Raw genomic sequence first — 23,177 nt, 5'->3', positions numbered from 1 at the left:
CGATGCCGCCGTCAACGCGCGCCGCGCAGGCGGCGTGCCGGCCGGGTCCGCACGCGTGCGAAGCACCTGCCGTACGCGACGAGCGAGCAATCGCGATGATCGAAGTTCCGCAGCAGCCGCGCACGGCGCCGCTCGAGCCAGTAGAGCGAGACTGCCATCGTCAGCGCGACGGCCAGTGCCGTGCCGCCGATTACGAGTCCCATCCAGGTATCGCCCATGCCTTCTCCGGAATGCGAAGCCGAAGCGGCGCGCCTGCCGCCGCCCCGGCACTGGATCGTGCGGAACGCGGCCCGGCAGGTGCGCGCACACCGCCGGGCCGCCCCGCGTCAATGCATGTGCTGGCCGCCGTTGATCGCGATGTTGGAGCCCGTCACGAAGCCGGCCTCTTCCGAGCACAGGTAAGCCACCAGCGCCGCGACTTCCTCGGGCTTGCCGAGCCGGCCCGCCGGAATCTGCGGGAGGATCTTCGAGTCGAGGATGTCCTGCGGAATCGCCGTGACCATCTTCGTCGCGAGGTAGCCCGGCGACACCGTGTTCACCGTCACGCCCTTGCGCGCGATCTCGAGCGCGAGCGACTTCGTGAAGCCGTGCATGCCGGCCTTCGCGGCCGCATAGTTGGTCTGGCCGACCGACCCTTTCGAGCCGTTCACCGACGAGATGTTGACGATGCGGCCCCAGCCGCGCTCGACCATGCTTTCGCAGACCGGCTTCGTCATGTTGAACACGGAATCGAGGTTGGTGCGGATCACCGCGTCCCAGTTGACCTTGTCGAGCTTGCGCAGCGTCATGTCGCGCGTGATGCCCGCGTTGTTCACGAGAATGTCGACCGGGCCGACGTCCCGCGCGATCTTCTCGATGCATTGCTGGCACGAATCATGATCGGCCACGTCCACCGGATACGCGTGGAACTCGCGGCCGGCCGCGTGCATCTCGGTCAGCCAGCGATCCGCGCCGGTGTTGTTCGGCGAATACGTGACGACTACCCGGTGGCCCGCGTCGTTCAACCGGATGCTGACCGCTTCGCCGAGGCCGCCCATTCCACCAGTCACTACTGCAATTCGCTTAGTCATCCTATTAATTACCGACAAAAAAGTAATCGATCAAGGCGGAGCGGCGGCGTCGCTCAGGCTGCCGCCCCACCGCTTCGATGCGCAGCCGCCCGCGTCGCGGGCGCGGCACGCACCGGCACCTCGCGCGTGTTGTTGACTGCTTGTCGTGCGCGAAAACCGCTTCGCCCGCGTGCGACGCTGGCCGCTGCCGCACGCGGGACGAGTCGTCAGACCCTGCTCAGGCGCGCTCGACCGCGAGCGCGACCCCCATCCCGCCGCCGATGCACAGCGACGCCAGCCCGCGCTTCGCATCGCGCCTGGCCATCTCGTGCAGCAGCGTCACCAGGATCCGGCAGCCCGACGCGCCGATCGGGTGCCCGATCGCGATCGCCCCGCCGTTCACGTTCACCTTCGACGTGTCCCAGCCCATCTGCTTGTGCACCGCCAGCGCCTGCGCCGCGAATGCCTCGTTGATCTCCATCAGGTCCAGATCGCCCGGCGTCCAGCCCGCGCGCTCCAGACACCGGCGCGATGCCGGCACCGGGCCCATCCCCATCACGCTCGGATCCACGCCCGCGTTCGCGTACGCCTTGATCCGCGCCAGCGGCGTCAGGCCCAGTGCCGCCGCCTTCTGCGCCGACATCACCAGCACCGCCGCCGCGCCGTCGTTCAACCCCGACGCGTTCGCCGCCGTCACCGAGCCGTCCTTCGAGAACGCCGGCTTCAGCCCGGCCAGCGATTCCGCCGTCACACCGTGACGCACGAATTCATCGGTGGCGAACTGCAGCGTCTCGCCCTTGCGTTGCGGAATCGCCACCGGCACGATCTCGTCGTCGAAGCGGCCGGCCTTCTGCGCGGCTTCCGCCTTGTTCTGCGACAGCGCCGCGAACGCGTCCTGCTCTTCGCGCGTGATCCCGTATTCCTTCGCGACGTTCTCCGCCGTGATGCCCATGTGGTACTGGTTGTACACGTCCCACAGGCCGTCGACGATCATCGTGTCGACCAGCTTCGCATCCCCCATCCGGAACCCGTCGCGCGAGCCCGGCAGCACGTGCGGCGACGCGCTCATGTTCTCCTGGCCGCCTGCGATCACGATCTCCGCGTCGCCCGCGACGATCGCGTTCGCCGCCAGCATCACGGCCTTCAGGCCCGAGCCGCACACCTTGTTGATCGTCATCCCCGGCACCGCCGTCGGCAGCCCGGCCTTGATCAGCGACTGCCGCGCCGGGTTCTGCCCGGAACCGGCCGTCAGCACCTGGCCCATGATCACTTCGCTGACCTGCTCGGGCTTCACGCCCGCACGCTCCAGCACCGCGCGGATCACCGTCGCGCCCAGCTCGGGCGCCGCAATCTTCGCAAGCGAACCGCCGAATTTGCCGACCGCGGTCCGCGCGGCCGATACGATCACTACATCCGTCATGTCCAGTTCCTGCATCGAAATCAGTTCGTCGTTTTGACGCCGGCGCGTGCCGGCCTCGGCTGGCGATCGCGCATCCCGGGCCGTTCGGCGCGATAGCGATCGCACGCCGCCGTAGAGCGCGCGGCACCCATTCGAACGGGTGGCACACCGGTACGGCTCGCCGGTTCACCGGCGTCTTGCGGCAAACCGGACGTTCGCCGGACGCCACGCGGCACACGCGGCGTCCGGCGCCATCCGGCGCCGCTCAATCGTGTCGCGCCCGTGCGCGACACGTGCTTGCGTGGCTACGCGATTACGCAGCCGATTCGCGTGCGGCCGCGGCGTCCTTGCGAGCGGCGCCAGCCGTTTGCTTCGCGCCTCGCGCGGCCGTTTCGCTGACCGCATCGAAACCGCTCTGCGCGGCTTCGATCGCCTGGCCCGTCGCGGCACGAACCGAATCGGCCGCGGCGGTCGCCGCCGACAGCGCCGAGTTCAGCGCGGCCACCACCGGCGCCGAGCCGGCCGGCGCATGCTTCGACAGCTCGCCAAGCACGTCCTTCAGGCGCTTGTCGTTCTGTTCGTATTGCGCTTGCGCGACCTTCGCCCATTCGGACTGCGTCGACACCGCGATGTCGAACAGATGGCGACCGTACGACACGGCCTTGCCGGCCGCTTCCTGCGGTGCGGCGATCTGCTGCGCGAAACCCGCGGCCGGGTTGCTGCTGTTGAATGCGTTCTTCAGCTTGTCCTCGTATTCCTCGAGCGCCGTCCGGGCCGCTTGCAGGTTGAGTTCGACGACAGCCTCGAAACCTTGGATCGCCGGACGGGCAATCGCAAACCACGCTGCAATACCGGATTGATATTCGGCGTTGATTTTTTCGGGGGCAAATACGGACATCGGGCACGCTCCTGTTAGCAATGCGAGAGACGACGTAAAGAAATTGGAAGCCGGATCGACAGCAGACTTCCTTATTGACAACCCGTCACTTATTTGAGTGCGGGAAGTTGAAGAAGCCCATTCTAGATCGATTAATTGTCAATTAAATGGCATTAATGCTAGGTGTAAACCCTTATTTTCATCCGGGACGACCGCTGGAACCCGCTGTGCGCCGACATCGCAGACGAAGCCACACATCATTCTGTCCCGCAATGCATTTTTACCTTGTTACAGGATAACGGATCATGACGTCGCGCAACATTTACCAATCCATTATTCCGTTTATTAGAAAACCGGAGCGCATTGAAAATGGAGCGGCCACCTATGTAATCGTTTTTTCTGGATTTATTATGAAATCGTTTTCGGGATTATTAATGACGGAATCAATGATCGGATGAATTGCGGTCGCAATAAAAAGCGGCCGCATGATGCGGCCGCGGTATCGTCAGGCAAATGCGGTATCAGCCGGCCAGCTCGCGATGCAGCGCGAGAAACTCCTGCGCGAGCTTGTGCCCGGGTTCCAGATGGATCACCGGCTTGGACTGCTGATGCGACTCGCGAATCTTCACCGACGCCGACAACCTCGACGCGAGCACTGGCAGCCCTTCTTCGACGAGTTCGTCGACCAGCCGCTGCGGCAGGCTCGCCCGCGGCTGGAACTGGTTGATCACGATCCCTTCCACCTCGAGCGCCGCGTTGTGGTCCTGCTGGATTTCCTTCACGTTCTCGAGCAGCGTGTACAGCGCACGGCGCGAGAAATCGTCGCAGTCGAACGGGATCAGGCAGCGCTCGACCGCGATCAGCGCTGAGCGCGTATAGAAGTTCAGCGCGGGCGGCGTGTCGATGTACACCGCGTCGTAGGTGTCGAGTTCGTTCAGCGCATCGCGCAGCTTGTAGATCTTGTAGCGCGACTCGAGCTTGCCGTGCAGCGTGTCGAGCTCCGGATGCGCGGGCATCACGTCGAGCCCTTCGAACGGGGTCGGATGAATGAACGACGCGACGTCGACCGGGCGGAAGTTGAAGGTCAGCGCGGTTTCGAAGAAATCGGCGACACCTGGCTGCGCGTCGGCTGCGGCGTCGCCGAGCAGGTAGCGCGTGGAATTCGCCTGCGCATCGAGGTCGATGACGAGCGTGCGCAGCCCTTCGCTCGCGCTGATCGCCGCCAGGTTGCAGACGATCGTCGATTTGCCCACGCCGCCCTTCTGGTTGAATACGACCCGCCGCATTGTGTCTCCTCGATCGAATACGTCGAAAAGGCAAGCTTAGCCGGTCAATAATGGCGGTCGCGTGACGCAGGTCGAATTGTGCGCATTCCGGCACGGGGTGTATCAGCGGCGCGTCACTGGCCCCGAGACGTACAGGTTGCCCGGCACGCTCCAGCGCCACGGCCGATCCGTGCCGACACGAATGCCGATGCGCGGCCCGCCCGCCAGATCAGCGGGCGGCGCGATGCCGTCGTCGACGATTGCGAACCCTTCGTGCGCACCGATCAGGTCGACACCGTCCTGCGCGCCGGTGATCCCCATCGCCTGGGTCAGCCGTGCCGGCCCCCGGCACAGGTCGCGATCGCGCGTCCGCGGCGGCCGGGCCGCACGCATTTGCTCGAGCCCTTGCAGCGGCTCGAGCGCGCGAATCAGCACGCCCGTTCCCGCGCCATCCGGGCCGCACACGCAGTTGCAGCACCAGTGCATGCCATAGGTGAAATAGACGTACAGGTGCCCCGGCGGCCCGAACATCGTCGCATTGCGCAGCGTCTTGCCGCGGTAGGTATGCGCAGCCGGGTCGATCGCACCGGCATAGGCTTCCACTTCGACGATCCGCCCGGCACGGCCGTCCGCGGCCGCGAGGATCTTGTTCAGCAGTTGCGGCGCAACGTCGGTGGCGACTCGGTCGAAGAATGCGCGCGGCAGCACGGTGCCCGGCCACCGGGGCGAGGGTTCACCGCGCCGCATCCTGCCCCTCCAGTTGGAGACCGGAAACGGCCTTCGCCTGCAGACGAAGCTGACGGTATGCGTCGACCAGATCGTCGAGACTGAACGCGAGGTTTCGCCCGCTCGGATTGGGCAGCACCCAGACGCTCGCCCCCTGCATCCGGGCCGGTTGCAGCCCCCACTCGATTTCTCGCTGCCCGGAAAGCGCGGAGTACGCCGCCTTGCCGAGAAAGGCGACGAAGCGCGGCGCGTAGCGCGCCAGCTTCTGGTCGAACTCCGCAGCCGCGGCGATGAATTCCGCGCGCGAAAGCTGATCGGCACTCGCGGTCGGCCGCTTCACCACCGCGGTCAGGCCGCAGCCATATTGAAGAATCGCGCGATCGTCCTGCGGCGAGATTTCCGCCGGCGTGAAGCCCGCGAGATGGATCACGCGCCAGAAGCGGTTGCTTCTCCCCGCGAAGTGATGCCCCGTGGCGGCCGCGGTCAGGCCCGGGTTGATCCCGCAGAACAGCACGTCGAGATGCGGAGCGATGAGGTCGGGAAGTTCGTCAGCCATGGTTTGCCCGAACCGAATTATTGTATAAACCCTCACGCATCGCGGACATCGATGAGATTACCACGAACCGCATTTGAAAGAATCGAACTAATCCCTCGCGCTTTTTCCCCAAGCAACTCAACACGGAAGCGAGCCCTTGTAAGAGCCACATAAACACGCTGATGGGACGCGTAGCTTAAATAATTCTGACTATCTTCATATGATGTTCCACCCTTTGGTGGCACTCTACCGCCATCAACACCAACTAAAACGGCGGCGGAAAACTCAAGGCCCCCAACAAACTCGGGAGCAGTAAGCACAAAGCGCCCTGCCTGCCGAGCACGCACAACAGCATCCAAATCCCCTCGACTTTTCACAATCTCCACCGGCTTTTTAGCACTCTTGGCTCGCTCCTGCAAATCCTTGAATATATCGTCACCGAACGCGATAATCACAACATCTGCTTTCGTCTCCCCCATTTCTTTGGCAAGCGCATCAGCACGCGCAAAAGCACCACTCAACATCGCATCACCAGAGGGATATTGAATCATGACCGGGCGCTCGGTTTTTCTCTCCTCTTCTGACGTAAAAGCACTAATAGCCGTAGTAAGTGGATCATGAAAATTGGTAAACAGCGTCGCTCCCGACGAAGTTACCGAAAATGCGAGATTTACAATATCCGGAGAACATCTAAATATAGATTTCACCGGAGTACTTGCCGACCCATCGCCCCCACATTCAGGATCAAAAATCAAATCAAAGGCTTCATCTGTCCACCCTCTATCACCAAGCGCTTGCGAACGATCAACCGAGTACGCAATTGGTTGAGTTGTTTCGTCACGCGAAAGTCGATGAAAAATTGATAATTCATTTAAATTAAACAGATGCGTTTCGTCAATAAAAATACCATCGTATCCCTCGCGCCCTCGCCTACGCCTCCAAATCGGAGTATTCAGCGATGATATTGCACTCAATACAACATCATCCGTATCAAATTGGGCTGATGCTATCAAAGCATTTTGATATCTCCGATACATCAAAAAAACAAATGATCTATCGCCCTCCGAAACAACCGGCATACCAACTTTCAACCTATGAAGTTTTTTGTATTTATCCAAATCCTGATCAGCCCGCCCCTTTATCTGCACACTGATTTCGTGGCACAACATGTCGGCAATAATCCATCGATCGGTCTTCGAAATAAAATCCGAAAAATCGTCCGACATAAATGGGCGGTGCGAATCAAATTCATTATCGATCACACTGTCAATTGCCTCACGCGCATATAGAGTTTGCACCTGTTTCGACTCATATGCATCGCGGTCGACGAGCTCAGACTCAGATATTTCTTGATGAAGCAGATTGGCACATAGTGCCTGCAAGGTTGTCACCCTGAGGACTTGGGCCGCCCCCAACAATGATCGCTCGGTCGAATAAAATCCATCCTGATCATTTATCGCAAAAAGGTTTTCAATCGCTCTCTTTGTCGCCTCGCTATGCGCAATAAATAGCGCGCGATATTCGTCATTTTGCTCCTGGGAGTCCTTCAATGATTTCAAACACTTCAACACCAAGCAAAGTGTCTTACCGGTTCCCGCCGGCCCCTCAATGCGATGCGGAACGTCCAGTCGACGATTCACAAACTCAAGTTGCCTACTAGTGAGTGCGCTTCGCCAACCATCCAGCCCCGCTTGAAATGCAGGGCGATCATGATTAGACGCGTCGAGATGCGTTACTGCTAAGGCCTGACTACCAAGCACCGGACGTATGTTGGAGCGAGCAATCACTTCAGATGCCGTTGCAAGAGCCGAATCTCGCCCATCTCCGGCTTTTCTAAAATTAGTGACGCGCGCAATTTCAGCAACACCTTCGCCTTCATCACTAGAAAATTTATAAACGAGAAACGCCGAGCCGGATTCGCGCTTGCTCCGTCTCCGTTCATCCGGCTGACGCTCGATCACAGCTCGCAAATCCGTTTGCATTCCAATTGGATAAGGAAAAACAACAGCCTTTCCGTTTACCAAGACTTTTTCGTGAGAACTTGGCTTCAAGCCATTCCAGAGCTTGATGGCGAAACGCAGCGTTTTTTGAATAACCAACAGCAATCCGTTATCGTCTAGCGACAACAACCTCGGAGCTTCCTCAAGATCAAAGACAATATAATTTTCAGATCTTGAATCAGGAGAAACAATATATGCACCCTCACCAGAGAACACCGCAGCAATTTTGGCACTAAGCGCCATCATTTTCACTTCCCCGCGGATAAATCCAGCAAATAATTTACCGGTTTCAAACTCAGCAGATTGCAGCATCCTTTCCGCGACCAGCTCCTGAGCGGCTTCCTGGCAAATATAAAGATATTTCATGGTCATCACCTCACCCCAATTGCATCAAGAGATTTTTTAACGTCTTCCAAATCGTTATCGCGCACACCAATTCGCGAAAACAGCAATGCGAAATTCTGCATGAGGTGCTCAATCCAAGGAGATTTCATTTTTGCAACTGGAAGCGCGTAATCGCCATCAGATATAAATCGTGGGCAAATCAACCCCAAATTTTCTCGATCCCGCCACTGCTCCCTTGAGATACCACTCGAAATATCACCAACAATATCACTAGGAATATGATGAACTTCCCGAAGTAACGCCACGAAATCACGGGGGCCGCCATCCTCAAAAGTCTCCAACCCTCTCAACAAATAATAACCAGAAAGTCTATTTCCAGACAATTCCTTAATTACCGAGTCTACATGTGATCGACAAATTTGAAAATGCGCCCTCATTCTCTCACGATCCACTCTGCTATTTTGAAGATCACGAGTTTCATCCAATTGCCGAATAATATTTTTCAACTTCTCACATTGCGCAGCCCTGTTTTTCACACCTTCAAATTTACGATAATGTGCATCGTACACTGAAGAAAAACTATGAGCTTGCAACAAAGATCTCGACAATCCATCTTTTTCCAATCGATCAGAAAATGAGTTAATGTAATCCGACTCTGCTCGATCAAAAACAACTGTCGCCCCGTCACCAAACAACCATGAACTCAATGGAATTACTGGTACATATGAGAATGCTTGAACCTTCGCCTGCGCAACGTCACAACGAGCGGTTATCACCAACCCGTGAACCATTTCTTCTTTGTAATTCTCTGCATACGCACAAGAGAATACCGTCCCCTGCGTAAACTCATTCGCCCGCGGCGCGTCGAACATGCTAGCCCCCGTTTTTCTATTTACCCATCCGTCTTGAAAGGATAGATGCTGTTGAATCGTGCCCTAGAGCTTAACATCCGTCACTAGTTATTCGCAGATTTCGATAGTCTTGATCCCAATCGTGCTGATCACACATTATTTGGACGACAATCTCCCGTTCCGTTTTATGACTTGATAGCAGTTTTGAAAGAAAAAAACCCGCCCTCCAAAGGAGAGCGGGCTTCTTACCACGAAGAATATAGCTAAACCTAAGTCAGAACGGAATATCGTCGTCCATCTCGTCGAAGCCGCCGCCTGCCGGTGCGCTCGGACGGCTTTGCGCGCCGCCGCCTGCACCGCCACGCGCTGCGCCGCCGGCACGACCGCCGCCGCCACCGCCACGTTCCATCTGCTCGCCACGGCCACCGCCGCCGCCACCACCGTAGCCGCCGCCGTAACCGCCTTCGTCACCGCCACCACCGCCGCCGCCGCCCGCACCGCGGCCGCCGAGCATCTGCATCTGGTCGGCGACGATTTCGGTCGAGTAACGATCCTGGCCGTCCTGACCCTGCCACTTGCGCGTGCGGATGCGGCCTTCGATATAGACCGACGAACCCTTCTTCAGGTATTCGCTGACGATTTCCGCCAGGCGACCGAAGAACGCGACGCGATGCCACTCGGTCATTTCCTTGAAATCGCCGCTCGCCTTGTCCTTGTAGCGGTCGGTCGTCGCGAGACGGATGTTCGCAACCGCGTCGCCGCTCGGCAGGTAACGGACTTCAGGATCGGCGCCGAGATTGCCGACGAGGATGACCTTGTTGACGGATGCCATGTGTTTCTCCAGTAAATTCGATGCCGGGCCGCCCGCTCATGCTGTCGGTGCGGCCCGCCGGGCAAGCCGGCGAAAGTCGCCGGGGCCTGCCCGAAGTGAGTTCAGGCCTTGCGCGGCGGCGCTTTCATGCTGGCCGCGATTATAAGCCACGCGGCAACGAGCCCCGAACACGTGTAGAAGACCGTATTGGCCCCACCGTGCTTCAGCAGCCAGCCGCCCACGATGCCGCCGAGCGCGAGCCCGACCGACTGCGTGGTGTTGTAAACACCCGTGGCCGCACCCTTGCGCGAACCGGGCGCGAGCTTCGACACAAGCGACGGCTGCGACGCTTCCAGGATATTGAAGCCGAGGAAGTAGACGAAAAGAACCGCCGCCACAATCAGGATGGTATGCGGCGCGCTGCCCAGCAGCAATTGGCCGATCAGGATAGCCAGGATGCCGCCGAGCAGCACCGGCTTCATCTTGCCCCGTTTTTCCGCGACGATGATCGCCGGGACCATCATCACGAACGCGAGCCCCATCACCGGCAGGTAGACCTTCCAGTGCGAGGCGACCGGCAGGCCGCCGTCGACGAGCAGGCGCGGCACGACGAGGAACAGCGCCGTCTGCGTCGCGTGCAGCACCAGCACGCCGAAGTTCAGGCGCAGCAGCTCGACGTTGTGCAGCACCTCGGCGAACGGCGCGGGCACGTGCACGGGCTTGGCCGCATCGGGCACGATCCACAGCACGACGCCGATCGCGAGGATCGACAGCACGCCGACGATCGCGAACAGCCCGCTCATCCCGACCCAGTGGAACACGATCGGCGCACCGACGATCGCGACCGCGAACGACACGCCGATCGAGCCGCCGACCATCGCCATCGCTTTCGTGCGGTTCTGCTCGGAGGTCAGGTCGGCGATGAACGCGAGCACCGCGGACGACACCGCGCCCATCCCCTGGATCACGCGGCCGACGATGATCCACGTGATGTCGTGCGCGGACGCGGCGACGAAGCTGCCGATCGCGAAGATCACGAGGCCGGTCGCGATCACCGGCTTGCGGCCGAACTTGTCGGACGCCCAGCCGTAGAAGATATAGAACAGCGACTGCGTGACGCCGTAGGCCCCGAGCGCGATGCCGACGAGCAGCACGTTGTCGCCGCCCGGGATGGTTTTCGCGTAGACCGAGAACACCGGCATGATCATGAACAGGCCGAGCATGCGCAGCGCGAAGATCGCCGCGAGCGACGTGGTCGCGCGCAATTCGGGCGCGGTCATGCGGGAAGACGTGGCAGACGGATTGGACATCGGGAATGAATTTCGAATGATCGGAATGTCCGCCCGACACCGGGCGGCGGAAGATCAGGACCAGCGGCCCGGGAGGCTTGGCCGGCAACACGTCGGGGCAGGATTCAGGCAGCCCGCAGGCCGCCCGGAACCGCGCGGCGCGGCCGCTGCGGCCACTTTTCCCGGCGCAGGCGCCATCTTGCTGCCACCTGCTGCTAAGGCTGGGGACCCCAAACGACGGCCTCGAAAAGCCGTTATAGTAGCAGGTTTGGTTCCCTCCATTTTCGCCAGGTTCATGGAACAGATCCGCATCCGTGGGGCGCGTACCCACAACCTGAAAAACGTCAATCTCGACCTGCCGCGCCACAAGCTGGTCGTGATTACCGGGTTGTCCGGATCGGGCAAGTCGTCGCTCGCGTTCGATACCCTTTATGCCGAGGGCCAGCGCCGCTACGTCGAAAGCCTGTCCGCGTATGCCCGCCAGTTCCTGCAGCTGATGGAGAAACCCGACGTCGACCTGATCGAAGGCCTGTCGCCGGCGATCTCGATCGAGCAGAAGGCGACGTCCCACAACCCGCGTTCGACCGTCGGCACGGTCACGGAAATCCACGACTACCTGCGACTTTTGTTCGCACGTGTCGGCACGCCGTACTGCCCCGACCACGACATCCCGCTTGAAGCGCAAAGCGTGTCGCAGATGGTCGACGCGGCGCTCGCGCTGCCCGAGGAAACCAAGCTGATGATCCTCGCGCCCGTCGTCGCGGACCGCAAGGGCGAGCATGCCGAGCTGTTCGAGGACATGCAGGCGCAGGGTTTCGTGCGCTTTCGCGTGCGCTCGGGCGGCGGCGCCGCGAACGAAGGCGTCGCGAAGATCTACGAGGTCGAGTCGCTGCCGAAGCTGAAGAAGAACGACAAGCACACGATCGACGTCGTCGTCGATCGTCTCAAGGTGCGCCCGGACATGAAGCAGCGCCTCGCCGAATCGTTCGAGACGGCGCTGCGCCTCGCCGACGGCCGCGCGATCGCGCTCGAGATGGATACCGACCGCGAGTACCTGTTCAGCTCGAAGTTCGCGTGCCCGATCTGCTCGTACTCGCTGCAGGAGCTCGAGCCGCGCCTGTTCTCGTTCAACAACCCGATGGGCGCGTGCCCGGAATGCGACGGCCTCGGCCAGATCACGTTCTTCGACCCGAAGCGGGTCGTCGCGCACCCGTCGCTGTCGCTCGCCGCCGGCGCCGTGAAAGGCTGGGACCGCCGCAACCAGTTCTACTTCCAGATGCTGCAGAGTCTCGCGGCGTTCTACGAATTCGACATCGACGCCGCATTCGAGGATCTGCCGGAAAAGATCCGGAAGGTGCTGCTGTTCGGCTCGGGCAAGCAGACGATCCCGTTCTCGTACATCAACGAGCGCGGCCGCACGACGATCCGCGAGCACGTGTTCGAAGGGATCATCCCGAACCTCGAGCGCCGCTACCGCGAGACCGATTCGGTCGCGGTGCGCGAAGAGCTGTCGAAGTACCAGAACAACCAGCCGTGCCCGTCGTGCGACGGCACGCGCCTGCGCCGCGAAGCGCGCCACGTGCGGATCGGCACGGGCGACTACGCGCGCGGCATCTTCGAAATCAGCGGCTGGCCGCTGCGCGACGCGCTCGGCTATTTCGACGGCCTGTCGCTCGACGGCGCGAAGCGCGAGATCGCCGACAAGGTCATCAAGGAAATCGTCGCGCGCCTCACCTTCCTGAACAACGTCGGCCTCGACTACCTGTCGCTCGAGCGCAGCGCGGAAACCCTGTCGGGCGGCGAGGCGCAGCGCATCCGGCTCGCGTCGCAGATCGGCTCGGGCCTCACGGGCGTGATGTACGTGCTCGACGAGCCGTCGATCGGCCTGCACCAGCGCGACAACGACCGCCTGATCGCGACCCTCAAGCACCTGCGCGACCTCGGCAACTCGGTGATCGTCGTCGAGCACGACGAGGACATGATCCGCACGGCCGACTACGTCGTCGACATGGGTCCGGGCGCCGGCGAGCACGGCGGCGTGATCGTGGCCGAGGGCACGCCGAAGCAGGTGCAGTCGAACCCGCAGTCGCTCACCGGCCAGTACCTGGTCGGCAAGCGCACGATCGAGTACCCGGACGAGCGGCTGGCCCCCGATCCCGAGCGGATGCTGCGCATCGTCGACGCGCACGGCAATAACCTGAAGCACGTCGATCTGGAGCTGCCGGTCGGTCTGCTGACCTGCATCACCGGCGTGTCGGGCTCCGGCAAGTCGACGCTGATCAACGACACGCTGTATCACGCGGTCGCGCGCCACCTGTACGGCTCGTCGGCCGAGCCGGCGCCGCACGAGGCGATCGAGGGCCTCGAGCACTTCGACAAGGTGATCAACGTCGACCAGTCGCCGATCGGCCGCACGCCGCGCTCGAACCCGGCCACGTATACGGGCCTGTTCACGCCGATCCGCGAGCTGTTCTCGGGCGTGCCGACCTCGAAGGAGCGCGGCTACGATCCGGGCCGTTTCTCGTTCAACGTGAAGGGCGGCCGCTGCGAATCGTGCCAGGGCGACGGCGTGCTGAAGGTGGAAATGCACTTCCTACCGGACGTCTACGTGCCGTGCGACGTGTGCCACGGCAAGCGCTACAACCGCGAAACGCTCGAGGTGCAATACAAGGGCAAGAACATCAGCGAAGTGCTCGACATGACGGTCGAGCACGCGTACGAATTCTTCAGCGCGGTGCCGGTCATCGCGCGCAAGCTGAAGACGCTGCTCGACGTCGGCCTCGGCTACATCCGCCTCGGCCAGTCGGCCACGACGCTGTCGGGCGGCGAGGCGCAGCGCGTGAAGCTGTCGCTCGAGCTCTCCAAGCGCGACACCGGCCGCACGCTGTACATCCTCGATGAACCGACCACCGGCCTGCACTTCCACGACATCGCCCTGCTGCTGGAAGTGATCCACCGGCTGCGCGACCAAGGCAACACGGTCGTGATCATCGAGCACAACCTCGACGTGATCAAGACGGCCGACTGGGTGATCGACCTCGGCCCCGAAGGCGGTGCCGGCGGCGGCCAGATCATCGCGCAGGGCACGCCCGAGCAGGTCGCGAAGACGAAGGCGAGCTTCACCGGCAAATACCTCGCGCCGCTGCTCAAGCGCACGGCCCGCAAGGTCGCGGCCGGCTGACGCGTCCCGCCTGCCTCCCCTCCCGCGCGGCCGCCCGGCCGCGCGCCTTTCCGCCCCGCCGAACCGGCCCCTTCTCGTTTTCCCTCCTGCGTATACACCATGCGCCAAACGGCCCCGTTGCGGACCATAATGGCAGCTATACTTTACGGTCGTAAGGTTCGCCGTACGCACCAATCCGGTGCGGCGCCGGGCGAACACGGCTCTGCCGCGCATTCCGCGGCATGACACACGAACGACAGGAATCCACGATGGAGAAGCAACCAGACTCGTCGCGCGATGCGCAGAATCGCGAACCGCACCTGCGCAGCGTGCGGCTGACGAGCGACTTCAGCCTGCCGAAGCTGTCGGCGCTCGAGATCGGCAGCTATGCGTTCGCGATCCTCGCGATGTGGCTCGTGATCGAACTCAAGCTGCTCGGCGGGCTGCTGGCCGGCCTGCTGGTCTACCAGCTGATCCACACGATCGCCCCCGTGATCGAACGCCACACCACGAGCATGCGCGCGCGCTGGGTCGCCGTCGTGCTGCTGTCGATCGCGATCGTCGGCGCGTTGACGGGCCTGACGATCGGCATCATCGAACACTTCGAGCGCACGGTGCCGAACCTGCAAAGCCTGCTCGACCAGCTGATGCAGATCGTCGAGCAGACCCGCGCCCGCACGCCGGCCTGGATCGCGAACCTGCTGCCGGTCGACGTCGAGCAGATGAAGACGAAGGCCGCCGTGCTGATGCACTCGCACATGGACCAGCTTCAGCAAAGCGGCAAGAGCGTCGCGCGCGGCTTCGGCCACGTGCTGTTCGGGATGATCATCGGCGCGATGATCGCGATCGGCGTCGAGCACGGCAAGGTACGCCGGCCGCTGTCCACCGCGCTCGTCACGCGCGTGTCGCGCTTCGCCGACGCATTCCGCCGGATCGTGTTCGCACAGATCAAGATCTCGGCGATCAACGCGGTGTTCACGGGCATCTACCTGCTCGTCGCGCTGCCGATCTTCCACCAGCGGCTGCCGCTGTCGAAAACGCTCGTGCTCGTCACGTTCATCGTCGGCCTGCTGCCCGTAATCGGCAACCTGATCTCGAACACGCTGATCGTCGCCGTGTCGCTGTCGGTCAGCATGGGCACCGCGATCGCGTCGCTGGCGTTCCTCGTGGTCATCCACAAGCTCGAATACTTCCTGAACGCGAAGATCATCGGCGGCCAGATCGAGTCACGCGCATGGGAGCTGCTGCTCGCGATGCTGATCATGGAGGCCGCGTTCGGGCTGCCGGGCGTGATCGCCGCGCCGATCTTCTACGCGTACCTGAAACGCGAGTTGTACCTGCTGCGGCTGATCTGAAGCAGCCCGCCCACCAACAGCGATAAAAAAACGCCGCGCCCCGTGAAGGGCGCGGCGTTTTTGTCTGTGATTGCCCGCCAGCCGACGGCCGGCAATCGGCACTCAACACATCAGCGGAACACGACCGTCTTCGTCCCGTTCAGCACGATCCGGTGCTCGACGTGCCACTTCACCGCACGCGCGAGCGTCACGCACTCGACGTCGCGGCCGATCGCGGTCAGCTGGTCGGGCGTCATGCTGTGGTCGACGCGCTCGACTTCCTGCTCGATGATCGGGCCTTCGTCGAGATCGGTCGTCACGTAGTGCGCGGTCGCGCCGATCAGCTTCACGCCGCGATCGAACGCCTGATAGTACGGCTTCGCGCCCTTGAAGCTCGGCAGGAACGAATGGTGGATGTTGATCGCGCGGCCGGCGAGCTGCTTGCACAGGTTCGGCGACAGGATCTGCATGTAGCGTGCGAGCACGACCAGATCGGCCTGGTGCTCGTCGATCACTTCCAGCACGCGCGCTTCCTGCGCGGCCTTCGCGGCATCTGACGAGCCGCCGATCAGCGGAAAGTGATGGAACGGGATGTTGTAGCTCGCGGCGAGCTGGTAGAACTCCTTGTGGTTCGACACGATCGCCGGGATCTCGATCGGCAGCTGGCCGGTGCGATAGCGGAACAGCAGGTCGTTCAGGCAGTGGCCGATCTTCGACACCATGATCACGACGCGCGGCTTCACGGCCGCGTCATGCATTTCCCAGCGCATCGAGAACTGCTCGGCGAGCGGCGCGAATTCCTTGCGAAGCGTGTCGAGCGCCGTCGCGGCATCCGCGCCGCCGCCGTCCTGCTCGAAGTGCACGCGCATGAAGAACTCGCTGGTGCGGCTGTCGCCGAACTGCGCCGAATCGAGGATGTTGTTGCTGCGCTCGAACAGGAAGCCCGAGACCGCATGGACGATGCCGTGCCGGTCGGGGCACGACAGTTTCAAGATAAAGCTGTGATCGGCCGGCATGACCGCTACTCCCTTCGTTTCCGTATTCGTCAAATTGCCCGTTCGCGCCGCCAGGCTGCGTGCGCGGCACGCGTCACGCGGCCGGTGCGAACAGGGCGTCGATGCCCGCCGCGTCGGCCGCCGGGATCCAGCGGTGACGCAGCAGCGTGTCGAGCGTCGCGAGGCTCGCATCCATGGTCGCGCGGCCGGCGCGCAGCCAGCCGATCACCTCGGGCACGCCGGCCAGCAGGTGCTCGGCCACTTCGCCGTCCTGGTTGCGCGGCGCGAAGTCGCGCGGCAGCGGCAGGTCGTACACGAAGATCAGTTCGGACTGCGTGCCTTCCGGCAGCGAGCACAGCACCTGCACCGCGCGGCCCGCGATCGCGCGCGCGGCCAGTTCGGCCGGAATGCCGGCTTCTTCCCAGCATTCCTTCGCGAGCGTCTCGTGAACGCCCAGGCCCCAGCCGATTCCGCCGGCGACGACGTTGTCGAGCATGCCGGGGTCGGTTGCCTTGGTCTCGCTGCGGCGGCCGAGCCACATCTGCGGGACGGCCGCGGCGGACGGCTCGCCCGGTGCAACCGCATATTCTACGATGCCGTTCAGATGCACCGCGTAAGTCTGCGTGCCGAAGAAGCGCGATGCGGCGCGCTCGATGTACGCGAGCGGCGGATCGTCGAAGCGGTTGCGGATCGCGTAGATCTCGTCGCGCCAGCCGGGAATCGCGCCTTCGGCCGCGAGCGCGCCGATCGCGCTCGCCAGCGCCATGCTGCGTGCGTCGACCGAATCGTAGCGCGCCGACAGCACGACGCGCTCATCGGCCAGCTCGAACACGTCGGGCCACCGCGCCAGCATCGCGACGTCCTCACGGCGCACCCAGCCGACAGCCTGGCCGGCAATCTCGAAACGCAGGTGCGCAGCGGGATCGAAGCGGCGCGCAGCCGCAATGCACGGAAACGTCATCGTGTGTCAGTCCTTCAGCGCCACGCGGATGCCGATCGCGATGAACGTCGCGCCGGCGATCCGGTCGAGCCACACGCCGGCCTTCGGACGGCGCTTCAGCCATGCGCCGATCATGCCCGCGCCGACGCCGAACAGCGAGAAGACCGCGGCCGTCTGCAGCATGAACAGCGCGCCGAGTTCGAACATCTGCAGCGTGACGCTCTGCGCGCCGTGCGGATCGACGAACTGCGGCAGGAACACGACGAAGAACAGCGTGACCTTCGGGTTCATCAGGTTGCCGATCACGCTTTGCCGGAAGATCGTGCCGAGCGGCTGCGGCGGGCGCGCGTGCGCATTCGAGAGCCCCTGGCTGCGCAGCGCCTTGATGCCGATCCACACGAGGTATGCGGCGCCCGCGAGCTTCAGGATCTGGAACGCGACCGGCGACGAACGCAGCACGGCCGCGACGCCGAGCGCCGCGAGCGTCGTGTGGAACAGGATCCCGGCCGTGAAGCCGAGCGCGGCGACGAAGCCGGCCGCGCGGCCTTGCGAGATGCCGCGTGCGAGCACCTGCAGGTTGTCGGGCCCCGGCGCGAACGTGATCGCGATCGACGTGGCGAGAAACAGCATGAAGTTGGGCATCGTGACCTCGCGTAACGTGGAAGCTCAGGCAGGCCGGCGTTCAGTGGCCGGCGAATTCGGTGACGGTATAAACCGGCAGTCCCGCATTGCGCAGCAGCGCCGAGCCGCCGAGATCGGGCAGGTCGATGATCGCCGCGCCTTCGACGACTTCCGCGCCGAGCCGCTGCAGCAGGTTGCGCCCCGCCATCATCGTGCCGCCGGTCGCGATCAGGTCGTCCATGATGATCACGCGGTCGCCGGGGCGGCACGCATCTTCATGGATCTCGACCGTCGCGCTGCCGTATTCGAGGTCGTACGATTCCGAGCGCGTCTTGTACGGCAGCTTGCCGACCTTGCGGATCGGCACGAAGCCGACGCTCAGTTCGTACGCGACGATCGGCGCGATGATGAAGCCGCGTGCATCGAGGCCCGCGACATAGTCGAGCTTCGCATCGACATAGCGCTCGACGAACAGGTCGACGAGGATGCGCAGCGCCTTCGGGCTCTGCAGCAGCGTCGTGATGTCGCGGAACATCACGCCCGGCTGCGGCCAGTCGGGCACCGTGCGGATCTGGCTGTGGATGAAGGCGACCGGATCGAGCGGTGCGCCCGACGACGAATGCGGCATGAAACTCTCCGAAAAAAACGGTGCGCGAAGATCGGGCACCGTTTCGAATAAATACGGGTCAGGTTATCAAACCAGGCGCGGCTCAGGCGGCCGCGGCTGGCGGTTCGCGCCGATGGCGCGACAGCCGCTCCTCCGCGAGCGCGAGCGCCTCGGGCAGCCCGCGCAGCACGACGATGTCGCTCGCGCGCAGCTTGGTTTGCGGATCGGGTTCGACGCCGCGGATACCATGCCGGCGAATCGCCGTGACTTCGAGCCCGAGTGCATACAACCCCAGTTCTTCCAGCGAACGCCCGACCGCGTCCGCGCGCGCATCGACCGGCACCGATTGTAGCCGCACCTGCTCGTGGTCGTCGTCGTCCGCGTCGTCCGCGCCGCGGAAATAGCCGCGCAGCAGGCTGTAGCGTTCGTCGCGCATCTCCTCGACGCGCCGCACGACCTTGCGCATCGGCACGCCGACCAGCACCAGCGTGTGCGACGCGAGCATCAGGCTACCCTCGACGATCTCCGGAATCACCTCGGTCGCACCGGCTGCGAGCAGCTTCTCGAGATCGGCATCGTCGACGGTGCGCACGATCGCGGGCAGCGTCGGCTCGAGTTCGTGCACGTGATGCAGCACGCGCAGCGCGGACGGCGTGTTCGCATAGGTGATCGCCACCGCTGCCGCGCGGTGGATACCGGCCGCGAGCAGCGACTCGCGGCGCGCCGCGTCGCCGAACACGACCGATTCGCCGGCCGCCGCGGCCGCGCTCACGCGATCGGGGTCGAGGTCGAGCGCGACGTACGAAATGCCTTCCTGTTCGAGCATCCGCGCCAGGTTCTGCCCTGCACGGCCGTAGCCGCAGATGATCACGTGGCCGCGCTGCTTGAGGCTTTGCGTCGCGATCCGCGTCATCTGCAGCGACTGCTGCATCCATTCGGTCGACGACAGCCGCATCACGATCCGGTCGGCGTTCTGGATCAGGAACGGTGCCGCGAGCATCGACAGCAGCATCGACGCGAGAATCGCCTGCAGCAGCGTCGAATCGACGAGGTGCCGGTCGAGGATCAGGTTCAGCAGCACGAAGCCGAATTCGCCGGCCTGCGCGAGCCCGATGCCGGTGCGCATCGCCACGCCCGGCGTCGCGCCGAACAGCCGCGCGAGCCCGGCGATCATCGTCCCCTTGAACAGGATCTGCCCGACGAAGAAACCGAGCACGAGCAACGGGTGCTCCCAGATCACGCGCGGGTCGAGCAGCATCCCGGTCGTCACGAAGAACAGGCCGAGCAGCACGTCGCGGAACGGCTTGATGTCCTCCTCCACCTGATGGCGGAACGGCGTCTCGGAGATCAGCATCCCCGCGATGAACGCGCCGAGCGCGAGCGACAGGCCGAAGCGGTCGGTGATGAATGCGGCGCCGAGCGTGACGAGCAGCAGGTTCAGCACGAACAGCTCCTGCGAGCGGCGCCGTGCGACGACGTTGAGCCAGCGCGTCATGAAACGCTGGCCGATGACCAGCAGCAGCGTGAGCGCGATCACGATCTTGACGGCCGCGAAGCCGAGCGTGATCGCGAGGTCCTTCGACGATTCGGCGCCGAACGCGGCGATCACGATCAGCAGCGGCACCACCGCGAGATCCTGGAACAGCAGCACGCCGAAGATGTTGCGGCCGTGCTCGGTCTCGATCTCGAGCCGCTCGGCGAGCATCTTCGACACGATCGCCGTCGACGACATCGCGAGCGCGCCGCCGAGCGCGATGCTGCCCTGCCACGTGATGTGCACCCAGTGCTCGAACAGCATGCCCAGCACGAGCGCGAGCACGAGGGTCGCGACGACCTGCAACAGCCCGAGCCCGAACACGAGCCGCTGCATCGCCCTCAGCTTCGCCAGCGAGAACTCGAGGCCGATCGAAAACATCAGGAACACCACGCCGAATTCCGCGAGATGCTCGGCCCGCTCCAGATCCGCCGCGATGCCGAACGCATGCGGGCCGACCAGGATGCCGACGGTCAGGTAGCCGAGCATCGGCGGCAGGTTCAACGAGCGGAATACGACGACGCCCACCACTGAGGCCAGCAGCAGCAGCAGGGTCATTTCGAGCGGGGAAATCACGGGCGAAGCGTCCTCGTTCGTCGGGGCCACGGCAATGCGGGCGCGGGTGGTGGCGGTGGTCAGGCGACCTCGGACGAGTCCGAAGGCCCGGCGCGGCGAACAAACGCCTTTGCTATACTCCGCGCATGATAGCGAAAATCAATGATGACCGGGCGCTCGCGCTCGCCCGCGACGTGCTCGACATCGAGGCGGACGCCGTGCGCGCGCTGCGCGACCAGCTCGACGGCGGCTTCGTCCAGGCCGTCGCGCTGCTGCTCGGCTGCCGCGGCCGCGTGGTGGTGTCCGGTATCGGCAAATCGGGGCATATCGCCCGCAAGATCGCGGCCACGCTGGCCAGCACCGGCACGCCGGCCTTCTTCGTCCACCCGGCCGAGGCCAGCCACGGCGACCTCGGGATGGTCACCTCCGACGACGTCTTCATCGGCATCTCCTATTCCGGCGAATCGGAAGAACTCGTGGCGATCCTGCCGCTCGTGAAGCGGATCGGCGCGAAGCTGATCGCGATCACGGGCCGCGCGGAATCGAGCCTCGGCACGCTCGCCGACGTGAACCTGAACGCCGCGGTCTCGAAAGAGGCCTGTCCGATGAACCTCGCGCCCACGGCGAGCACGACCGCCGCGCTCGCGCTCGGCGACGCGCTCGCCGTGGCGGTGCTCGACGCGCGCGGCTTCGGCTCGGAAGATTTCGCGCGCTCGCACCCGGGCGGCGCACTCGGCCGGCGCCTGCTCACCTACGTGCGCGACGTGATGCGCTCGGGCGACGACGTCCCGTCCGTCGGGCTCGACGCGACGCTGTCGGACGCCCTGTTCCAGATCACCGCGAAGCGCCTCGGCATGACCGCCGTGGTCGACGCCGGCGGCAAGGTCGCGGGCATCTTCACCGATGGCGACCTGCGCCGCGTGCTCGCGCGCGACGGCGACTTCCGCACGCTGCCGATCACCGACGTGATGACGCGCGACCCGCGCACGGTTGCACCGGATCACCTGGCGGTCGAGGCCGTGGAACTGATGGAGCGCCACCGGATCAACCAGATGCTGGTGGTCGATGCCGACGGCGTGCTGATCGGCGCGCTGAACATGCACGACCTGTTTTCGAAGAAGGTGATCTGATGAGCGCAGCGCTGACTGCGGCCGAACGCGCGAGCCGCGTGAAGCTGATGATTTTCGACGTCGACGGTGTGCTGACCGACGGCGGCCTGCTGTTTACCGCGGCCGGCGACGCGATGAAGTCGTTCAATTCGCTCGACGGCCACGGCGTGAAGCTGCTCGGCGAAGCCGGCATCGCGACCGCGATCATCACGGGCCGTCGCTCGGAGATCGTCGCGGCACGTGCGAAGGAAATGAAGATCGCGCACCTGTTCCAGGGCGTCGAGAACAAGCTCACCGTGTTCACCGACCTGATCGCGTCGCTCGGCCTCACCGCCGACCAGTGCGGCTACATGGGCGACGACTGGCCCGACCTGCCCGTGATGCTGCGCTGCGGCTTCGCGACGGCCCCCGCGAACGCGCACCCCGAGGTGATCGCCCGCGCGCACTGGGTGGCCGAGGCCCGCGGCGGCCACGGCGCCGTCCGTGAAGTCTGCGACGCGATCCTGCGCGCGCAGCGCCGCTACGACGCGCTGCTCGCGGCCGCCTGCGGAGCCTGACGGATGAACACGCATTTCCGCTGGACCCAGTTGCTGCCGCTCGTCGCGGTCGCCGCGCTCGCGGGCATCACCTGGTGGCTGCTGCAGGCCACGCTGCCGCCGCCCGGCGAGGGCACCGTGCAGCCGAAGCGCCACACGCCCGACTATTTCGCCGACAACTTCTCGGTCACCGAGCTCGACCAGTCGGGCGCGACCCAGTACCGGCTGACGGCCGCGAAGCTGATCCATTACGAAGACACCGAAGACAGCGACCTGACCGATCCGGCCATGCGCGCGTTCCAGCCCGGCAAGCCGGTCGTGACGACCACCTCGAAGCGCGGCACCGTCAACGGCGACGTGTCGATCGTCGACCTGTACGACGACGCGCGCATCCTGCGTGCGGCCGGCGGCGGCGATCCGCAGATGCAGGCTGATTCCCAGCATTTCCGGATCTTCGTCAATGACGATGTGATCCAGACCGAAAAGCCGGTTAAACTTCAGCGCGGCCTGTCGCTCGTCAACGCGACCGACGGCATGAAGTACAACAACGTCACCCGGGTCATCGAGCTCTACGGCAACGTGCGCGGCACGATCGCCGCGCAGGACACGTCCGGCGGCTCGAAAGGTCAACCCAAGTGA

22 protein-coding genes are annotated in these 23,177 nt (G+C 63.6%); 6 read left to right on the top strand and 16 right to left on the bottom strand.

Features of this window, described 5'->3' with window-relative positions; translation table 11 throughout:
• Nucleotides 1–11: 11 nt before the first annotated feature.
• The 4 genes from LGM56_RS22250 to phaP form a co-directional block, all read right to left on the bottom strand.
• The gene (locus LGM56_RS22250; protein ID WP_089441025.1) at nucleotides 12–218 is read right to left on the bottom strand and encodes a hypothetical protein; all 207 of its coding nucleotides are present in this window, start codon (nucleotides 216–218) and stop codon (nucleotides 12–14) included.
• Nucleotides 219–326: 108 nt separating this feature from the next.
• The gene (phbB, locus tag LGM56_RS22245; protein ID WP_041492959.1) at nucleotides 327–1,070 is read right to left on the bottom strand and encodes an acetoacetyl-CoA reductase; all 744 of its coding nucleotides are present in this window, start codon (nucleotides 1,068–1,070) and stop codon (nucleotides 327–329) included.
• A gap of 217 nt (nucleotides 1,071–1,287) precedes the next feature.
• Complete coding sequence (locus LGM56_RS22240) at nucleotides 1,288–2,469, bottom strand: acetyl-CoA C-acetyltransferase (RefSeq protein WP_226206793.1); 1,182 nt, start codon at nucleotides 2,467–2,469, stop codon at nucleotides 1,288–1,290.
• Between the two features lie 292 nt (nucleotides 2,470–2,761).
• Nucleotides 2,762–3,346, bottom strand: coding sequence for a TIGR01841 family phasin (gene phaP / locus LGM56_RS22235; RefSeq protein ID WP_226206792.1), 585 nt, complete (start codon nucleotides 3,344–3,346; stop codon nucleotides 2,762–2,764).
• 284 nt (nucleotides 3,347–3,630) lie between these two features.
• Here phaP and LGM56_RS22230 point away from each other — a divergent pair, with 284 nt between their 5' ends.
• Entirely contained in the window at nucleotides 3,631–3,783 is a 153-nt protein-coding gene (locus LGM56_RS22230) for a hypothetical protein (protein WP_226206791.1), read from the top strand.
• Between the two features lie 63 nt (nucleotides 3,784–3,846).
• Here the strand turns inward: LGM56_RS22230 and LGM56_RS22225 are convergent, their stop codons facing one another.
• From LGM56_RS22225 to LGM56_RS22195, 7 genes are all read right to left on the bottom strand, one after another.
• Nucleotides 3,847–4,611, bottom strand: coding sequence for a ParA family protein (locus LGM56_RS22225; RefSeq protein WP_039345972.1), 765 nt, complete (start codon nucleotides 4,609–4,611; stop codon nucleotides 3,847–3,849).
• A 102-nt stretch (nucleotides 4,612–4,713) separates the two neighbouring features.
• Entirely contained in the window at nucleotides 4,714–5,337 is a 624-nt protein-coding gene (locus LGM56_RS22220) for a DNA-3-methyladenine glycosylase (RefSeq protein WP_226206790.1), read from the bottom strand.
• Nucleotides 5,324–5,872, bottom strand: a complete 549-nt coding sequence (gene mug / locus LGM56_RS22215; RefSeq protein WP_226206789.1) for a G/U mismatch-specific DNA glycosylase — start codon at nucleotides 5,870–5,872, stop codon at nucleotides 5,324–5,326. Before mug ends, LGM56_RS22220 begins: the two co-directional genes overlap by 14 nt.
• Nucleotides 5,873–5,904: 32 nt before the next feature.
• Entirely contained in the window at nucleotides 5,905–8,217 is a 2,313-nt protein-coding gene (locus LGM56_RS22210) for a UvrD-helicase domain-containing protein (RefSeq protein WP_226206788.1), read from the bottom strand.
• A gap of 5 nt (nucleotides 8,218–8,222) precedes the next feature.
• The gene (locus LGM56_RS22205) at nucleotides 8,223–9,068 is read right to left on the bottom strand and encodes a hypothetical protein (RefSeq protein WP_226206787.1); all 846 of its coding nucleotides are present in this window, start codon (nucleotides 9,066–9,068) and stop codon (nucleotides 8,223–8,225) included.
• Between the two features lie 253 nt (nucleotides 9,069–9,321).
• Entirely contained in the window at nucleotides 9,322–9,879 is a 558-nt protein-coding gene (locus LGM56_RS22200; protein WP_059233184.1) for a single-stranded DNA-binding protein, read from the bottom strand.
• A 101-nt stretch (nucleotides 9,880–9,980) separates the two neighbouring features.
• Nucleotides 9,981–11,168, bottom strand: coding sequence for an MFS transporter (locus LGM56_RS22195; protein ID WP_089426342.1), 1,188 nt, complete (start codon nucleotides 11,166–11,168; stop codon nucleotides 9,981–9,983).
• 274 nt (nucleotides 11,169–11,442) lie between these two features.
• Here LGM56_RS22195 and uvrA point away from each other — a divergent pair, with 274 nt between their 5' ends.
• Complete coding sequence (uvrA, locus tag LGM56_RS22190) at nucleotides 11,443–14,328, top strand: excinuclease ABC subunit UvrA (protein WP_089473576.1); 2,886 nt, start codon at nucleotides 11,443–11,445, stop codon at nucleotides 14,326–14,328.
• Nucleotides 14,329–14,576: 248 nt separating this feature from the next.
• A complete protein-coding gene (locus LGM56_RS22185; protein ID WP_174973068.1) occupies nucleotides 14,577–15,662 on the top strand; it encodes an AI-2E family transporter in 1,086 nt (361 codons plus the stop codon).
• A gap of 110 nt (nucleotides 15,663–15,772) precedes the next feature.
• Here the strand turns inward: LGM56_RS22185 and purU are convergent, their stop codons facing one another.
• From purU to LGM56_RS22160, 5 genes are all read right to left on the bottom strand, one after another.
• Entirely contained in the window at nucleotides 15,773–16,657 is an 885-nt protein-coding gene (gene purU / locus LGM56_RS22180) for a formyltetrahydrofolate deformylase (RefSeq protein ID WP_226206786.1), read from the bottom strand.
• 73 nt (nucleotides 16,658–16,730) lie between these two features.
• On the bottom strand, nucleotides 16,731–17,597 hold the full coding sequence (locus tag LGM56_RS22175; protein WP_089495658.1) for an NUDIX hydrolase: 867 nt from the start codon (nucleotides 17,595–17,597) through the stop codon (nucleotides 16,731–16,733).
• Nucleotides 17,598–17,603: 6 nt separating this feature from the next.
• On the bottom strand, nucleotides 17,604–18,218 hold the full coding sequence (locus LGM56_RS22170; protein WP_059233178.1) for a LysE family translocator: 615 nt from the start codon (nucleotides 18,216–18,218) through the stop codon (nucleotides 17,604–17,606).
• A gap of 40 nt (nucleotides 18,219–18,258) precedes the next feature.
• Nucleotides 18,259–18,825, bottom strand: coding sequence for an adenine phosphoribosyltransferase (locus LGM56_RS22165; protein ID WP_011353218.1), 567 nt, complete (start codon nucleotides 18,823–18,825; stop codon nucleotides 18,259–18,261).
• 82 nt (nucleotides 18,826–18,907) lie between these two features.
• A complete protein-coding gene (locus LGM56_RS22160; protein ID WP_089495661.1) occupies nucleotides 18,908–20,914 on the bottom strand; it encodes a monovalent cation:proton antiporter family protein in 2,007 nt (668 codons plus the stop codon).
• 125 nt (nucleotides 20,915–21,039) lie between these two features.
• Here LGM56_RS22160 and kdsD point away from each other — a divergent pair, with 125 nt between their 5' ends.
• The 3 genes from kdsD to lptC are packed head-to-tail and all read left to right on the top strand — an operon-like array spanning nucleotide 21,040 to nucleotide 23,177.
• On the top strand, nucleotides 21,040–22,023 hold the full coding sequence (gene kdsD, locus LGM56_RS22155; protein ID WP_039345999.1) for an arabinose 5-phosphate isomerase KdsD: 984 nt from the start codon (nucleotides 21,040–21,042) through the stop codon (nucleotides 22,021–22,023).
• Nucleotides 22,023–22,559 (top strand): KdsC family phosphatase, encoded by a 537-nt coding sequence (locus LGM56_RS22150; RefSeq protein WP_089426347.1) that lies wholly within the window; start codon nucleotides 22,023–22,025, stop codon nucleotides 22,557–22,559. Before kdsD ends, LGM56_RS22150 begins: the two co-directional genes overlap by 1 nt.
• A 3-nt stretch (nucleotides 22,560–22,562) precedes the next feature.
• A complete protein-coding gene (gene lptC, locus LGM56_RS22145) occupies nucleotides 22,563–23,177 on the top strand; it encodes an LPS export ABC transporter periplasmic protein LptC (protein ID WP_089441038.1) in 615 nt (204 codons plus the stop codon).

Source organism: Burkholderia sp. AU38729 (assembly GCF_020419725.1).
Classification (GTDB): domain Bacteria; phylum Pseudomonadota; class Gammaproteobacteria; order Burkholderiales; family Burkholderiaceae; genus Burkholderia.
This window is presented reverse-complemented; position numbering and strand designations above follow the sequence as displayed.

Coding starts and splice junctions, on each gene's coding strand:
- LGM56_RS22175 (WP_089495658.1), bottom strand. CDS start 17,597: ATGACGTTTCCGTGCATTGCGGCTGCGCGCCGCTTCGATCCCGCTGCG.
- phaP (WP_226206792.1), bottom strand. CDS start 3,346: ATGTCCGTATTTGCCCCCGAAAAAATCAACGCCGAATATCAATCCGGT.
- mug (WP_226206789.1), bottom strand. CDS start 5,872: ATGGCTGACGAACTTCCCGACCTCATCGCTCCGCATCTCGACGTGCTG.
- LGM56_RS22195 (WP_089426342.1), bottom strand. CDS start 11,168: ATGTCCAATCCGTCTGCCACGTCTTCCCGCATGACCGCGCCCGAATTG.
- uvrA (WP_089473576.1), top strand. CDS start 11,443: ATGGAACAGATCCGCATCCGTGGGGCGCGTACCCACAACCTGAAAAAC.
- kdsD (WP_039345999.1), top strand. CDS start 21,040: ATGATAGCGAAAATCAATGATGACCGGGCGCTCGCGCTCGCCCGCGAC.
- LGM56_RS22250 (WP_089441025.1), bottom strand. CDS start 218: ATGGGCGATACCTGGATGGGACTCGTAATCGGCGGCACGGCACTGGCC.
- LGM56_RS22220 (WP_226206790.1), bottom strand. CDS start 5,337: ATGCGGCGCGGTGAACCCTCGCCCCGGTGGCCGGGCACCGTGCTGCCG.
- LGM56_RS22150 (WP_089426347.1), top strand. CDS start 22,023: ATGAGCGCAGCGCTGACTGCGGCCGAACGCGCGAGCCGCGTGAAGCTG.
- lptC (WP_089441038.1), top strand. CDS start 22,563: ATGAACACGCATTTCCGCTGGACCCAGTTGCTGCCGCTCGTCGCGGTC.
- purU (WP_226206786.1), bottom strand. CDS start 16,657: ATGCCGGCCGATCACAGCTTTATCTTGAAACTGTCGTGCCCCGACCGG.
- phbB (WP_041492959.1), bottom strand. CDS start 1,070: ATGACTAAGCGAATTGCAGTAGTGACTGGTGGAATGGGCGGCCTCGGC.
- LGM56_RS22200 (WP_059233184.1), bottom strand. CDS start 9,879: ATGGCATCCGTCAACAAGGTCATCCTCGTCGGCAATCTCGGCGCCGAT.
- LGM56_RS22170 (WP_059233178.1), bottom strand. CDS start 18,218: ATGCCCAACTTCATGCTGTTTCTCGCCACGTCGATCGCGATCACGTTC.
- LGM56_RS22240 (WP_226206793.1), bottom strand. CDS start 2,469: ATGACGGATGTAGTGATCGTATCGGCCGCGCGGACCGCGGTCGGCAAA.
- LGM56_RS22210 (WP_226206788.1), bottom strand. CDS start 8,217: ATGAAATATCTTTATATTTGCCAGGAAGCCGCTCAGGAGCTGGTCGCG.
- LGM56_RS22230 (WP_226206791.1), top strand. CDS start 3,631: ATGACGTCGCGCAACATTTACCAATCCATTATTCCGTTTATTAGAAAA.
- LGM56_RS22225 (WP_039345972.1), bottom strand. CDS start 4,611: ATGCGGCGGGTCGTATTCAACCAGAAGGGCGGCGTGGGCAAATCGACG.
- LGM56_RS22185 (WP_174973068.1), top strand. CDS start 14,577: ATGGAGAAGCAACCAGACTCGTCGCGCGATGCGCAGAATCGCGAACCG.
- LGM56_RS22165 (WP_011353218.1), bottom strand. CDS start 18,825: ATGCCGCATTCGTCGTCGGGCGCACCGCTCGATCCGGTCGCCTTCATC.
- LGM56_RS22205 (WP_226206787.1), bottom strand. CDS start 9,068: ATGTTCGACGCGCCGCGGGCGAATGAGTTTACGCAGGGGACGGTATTC.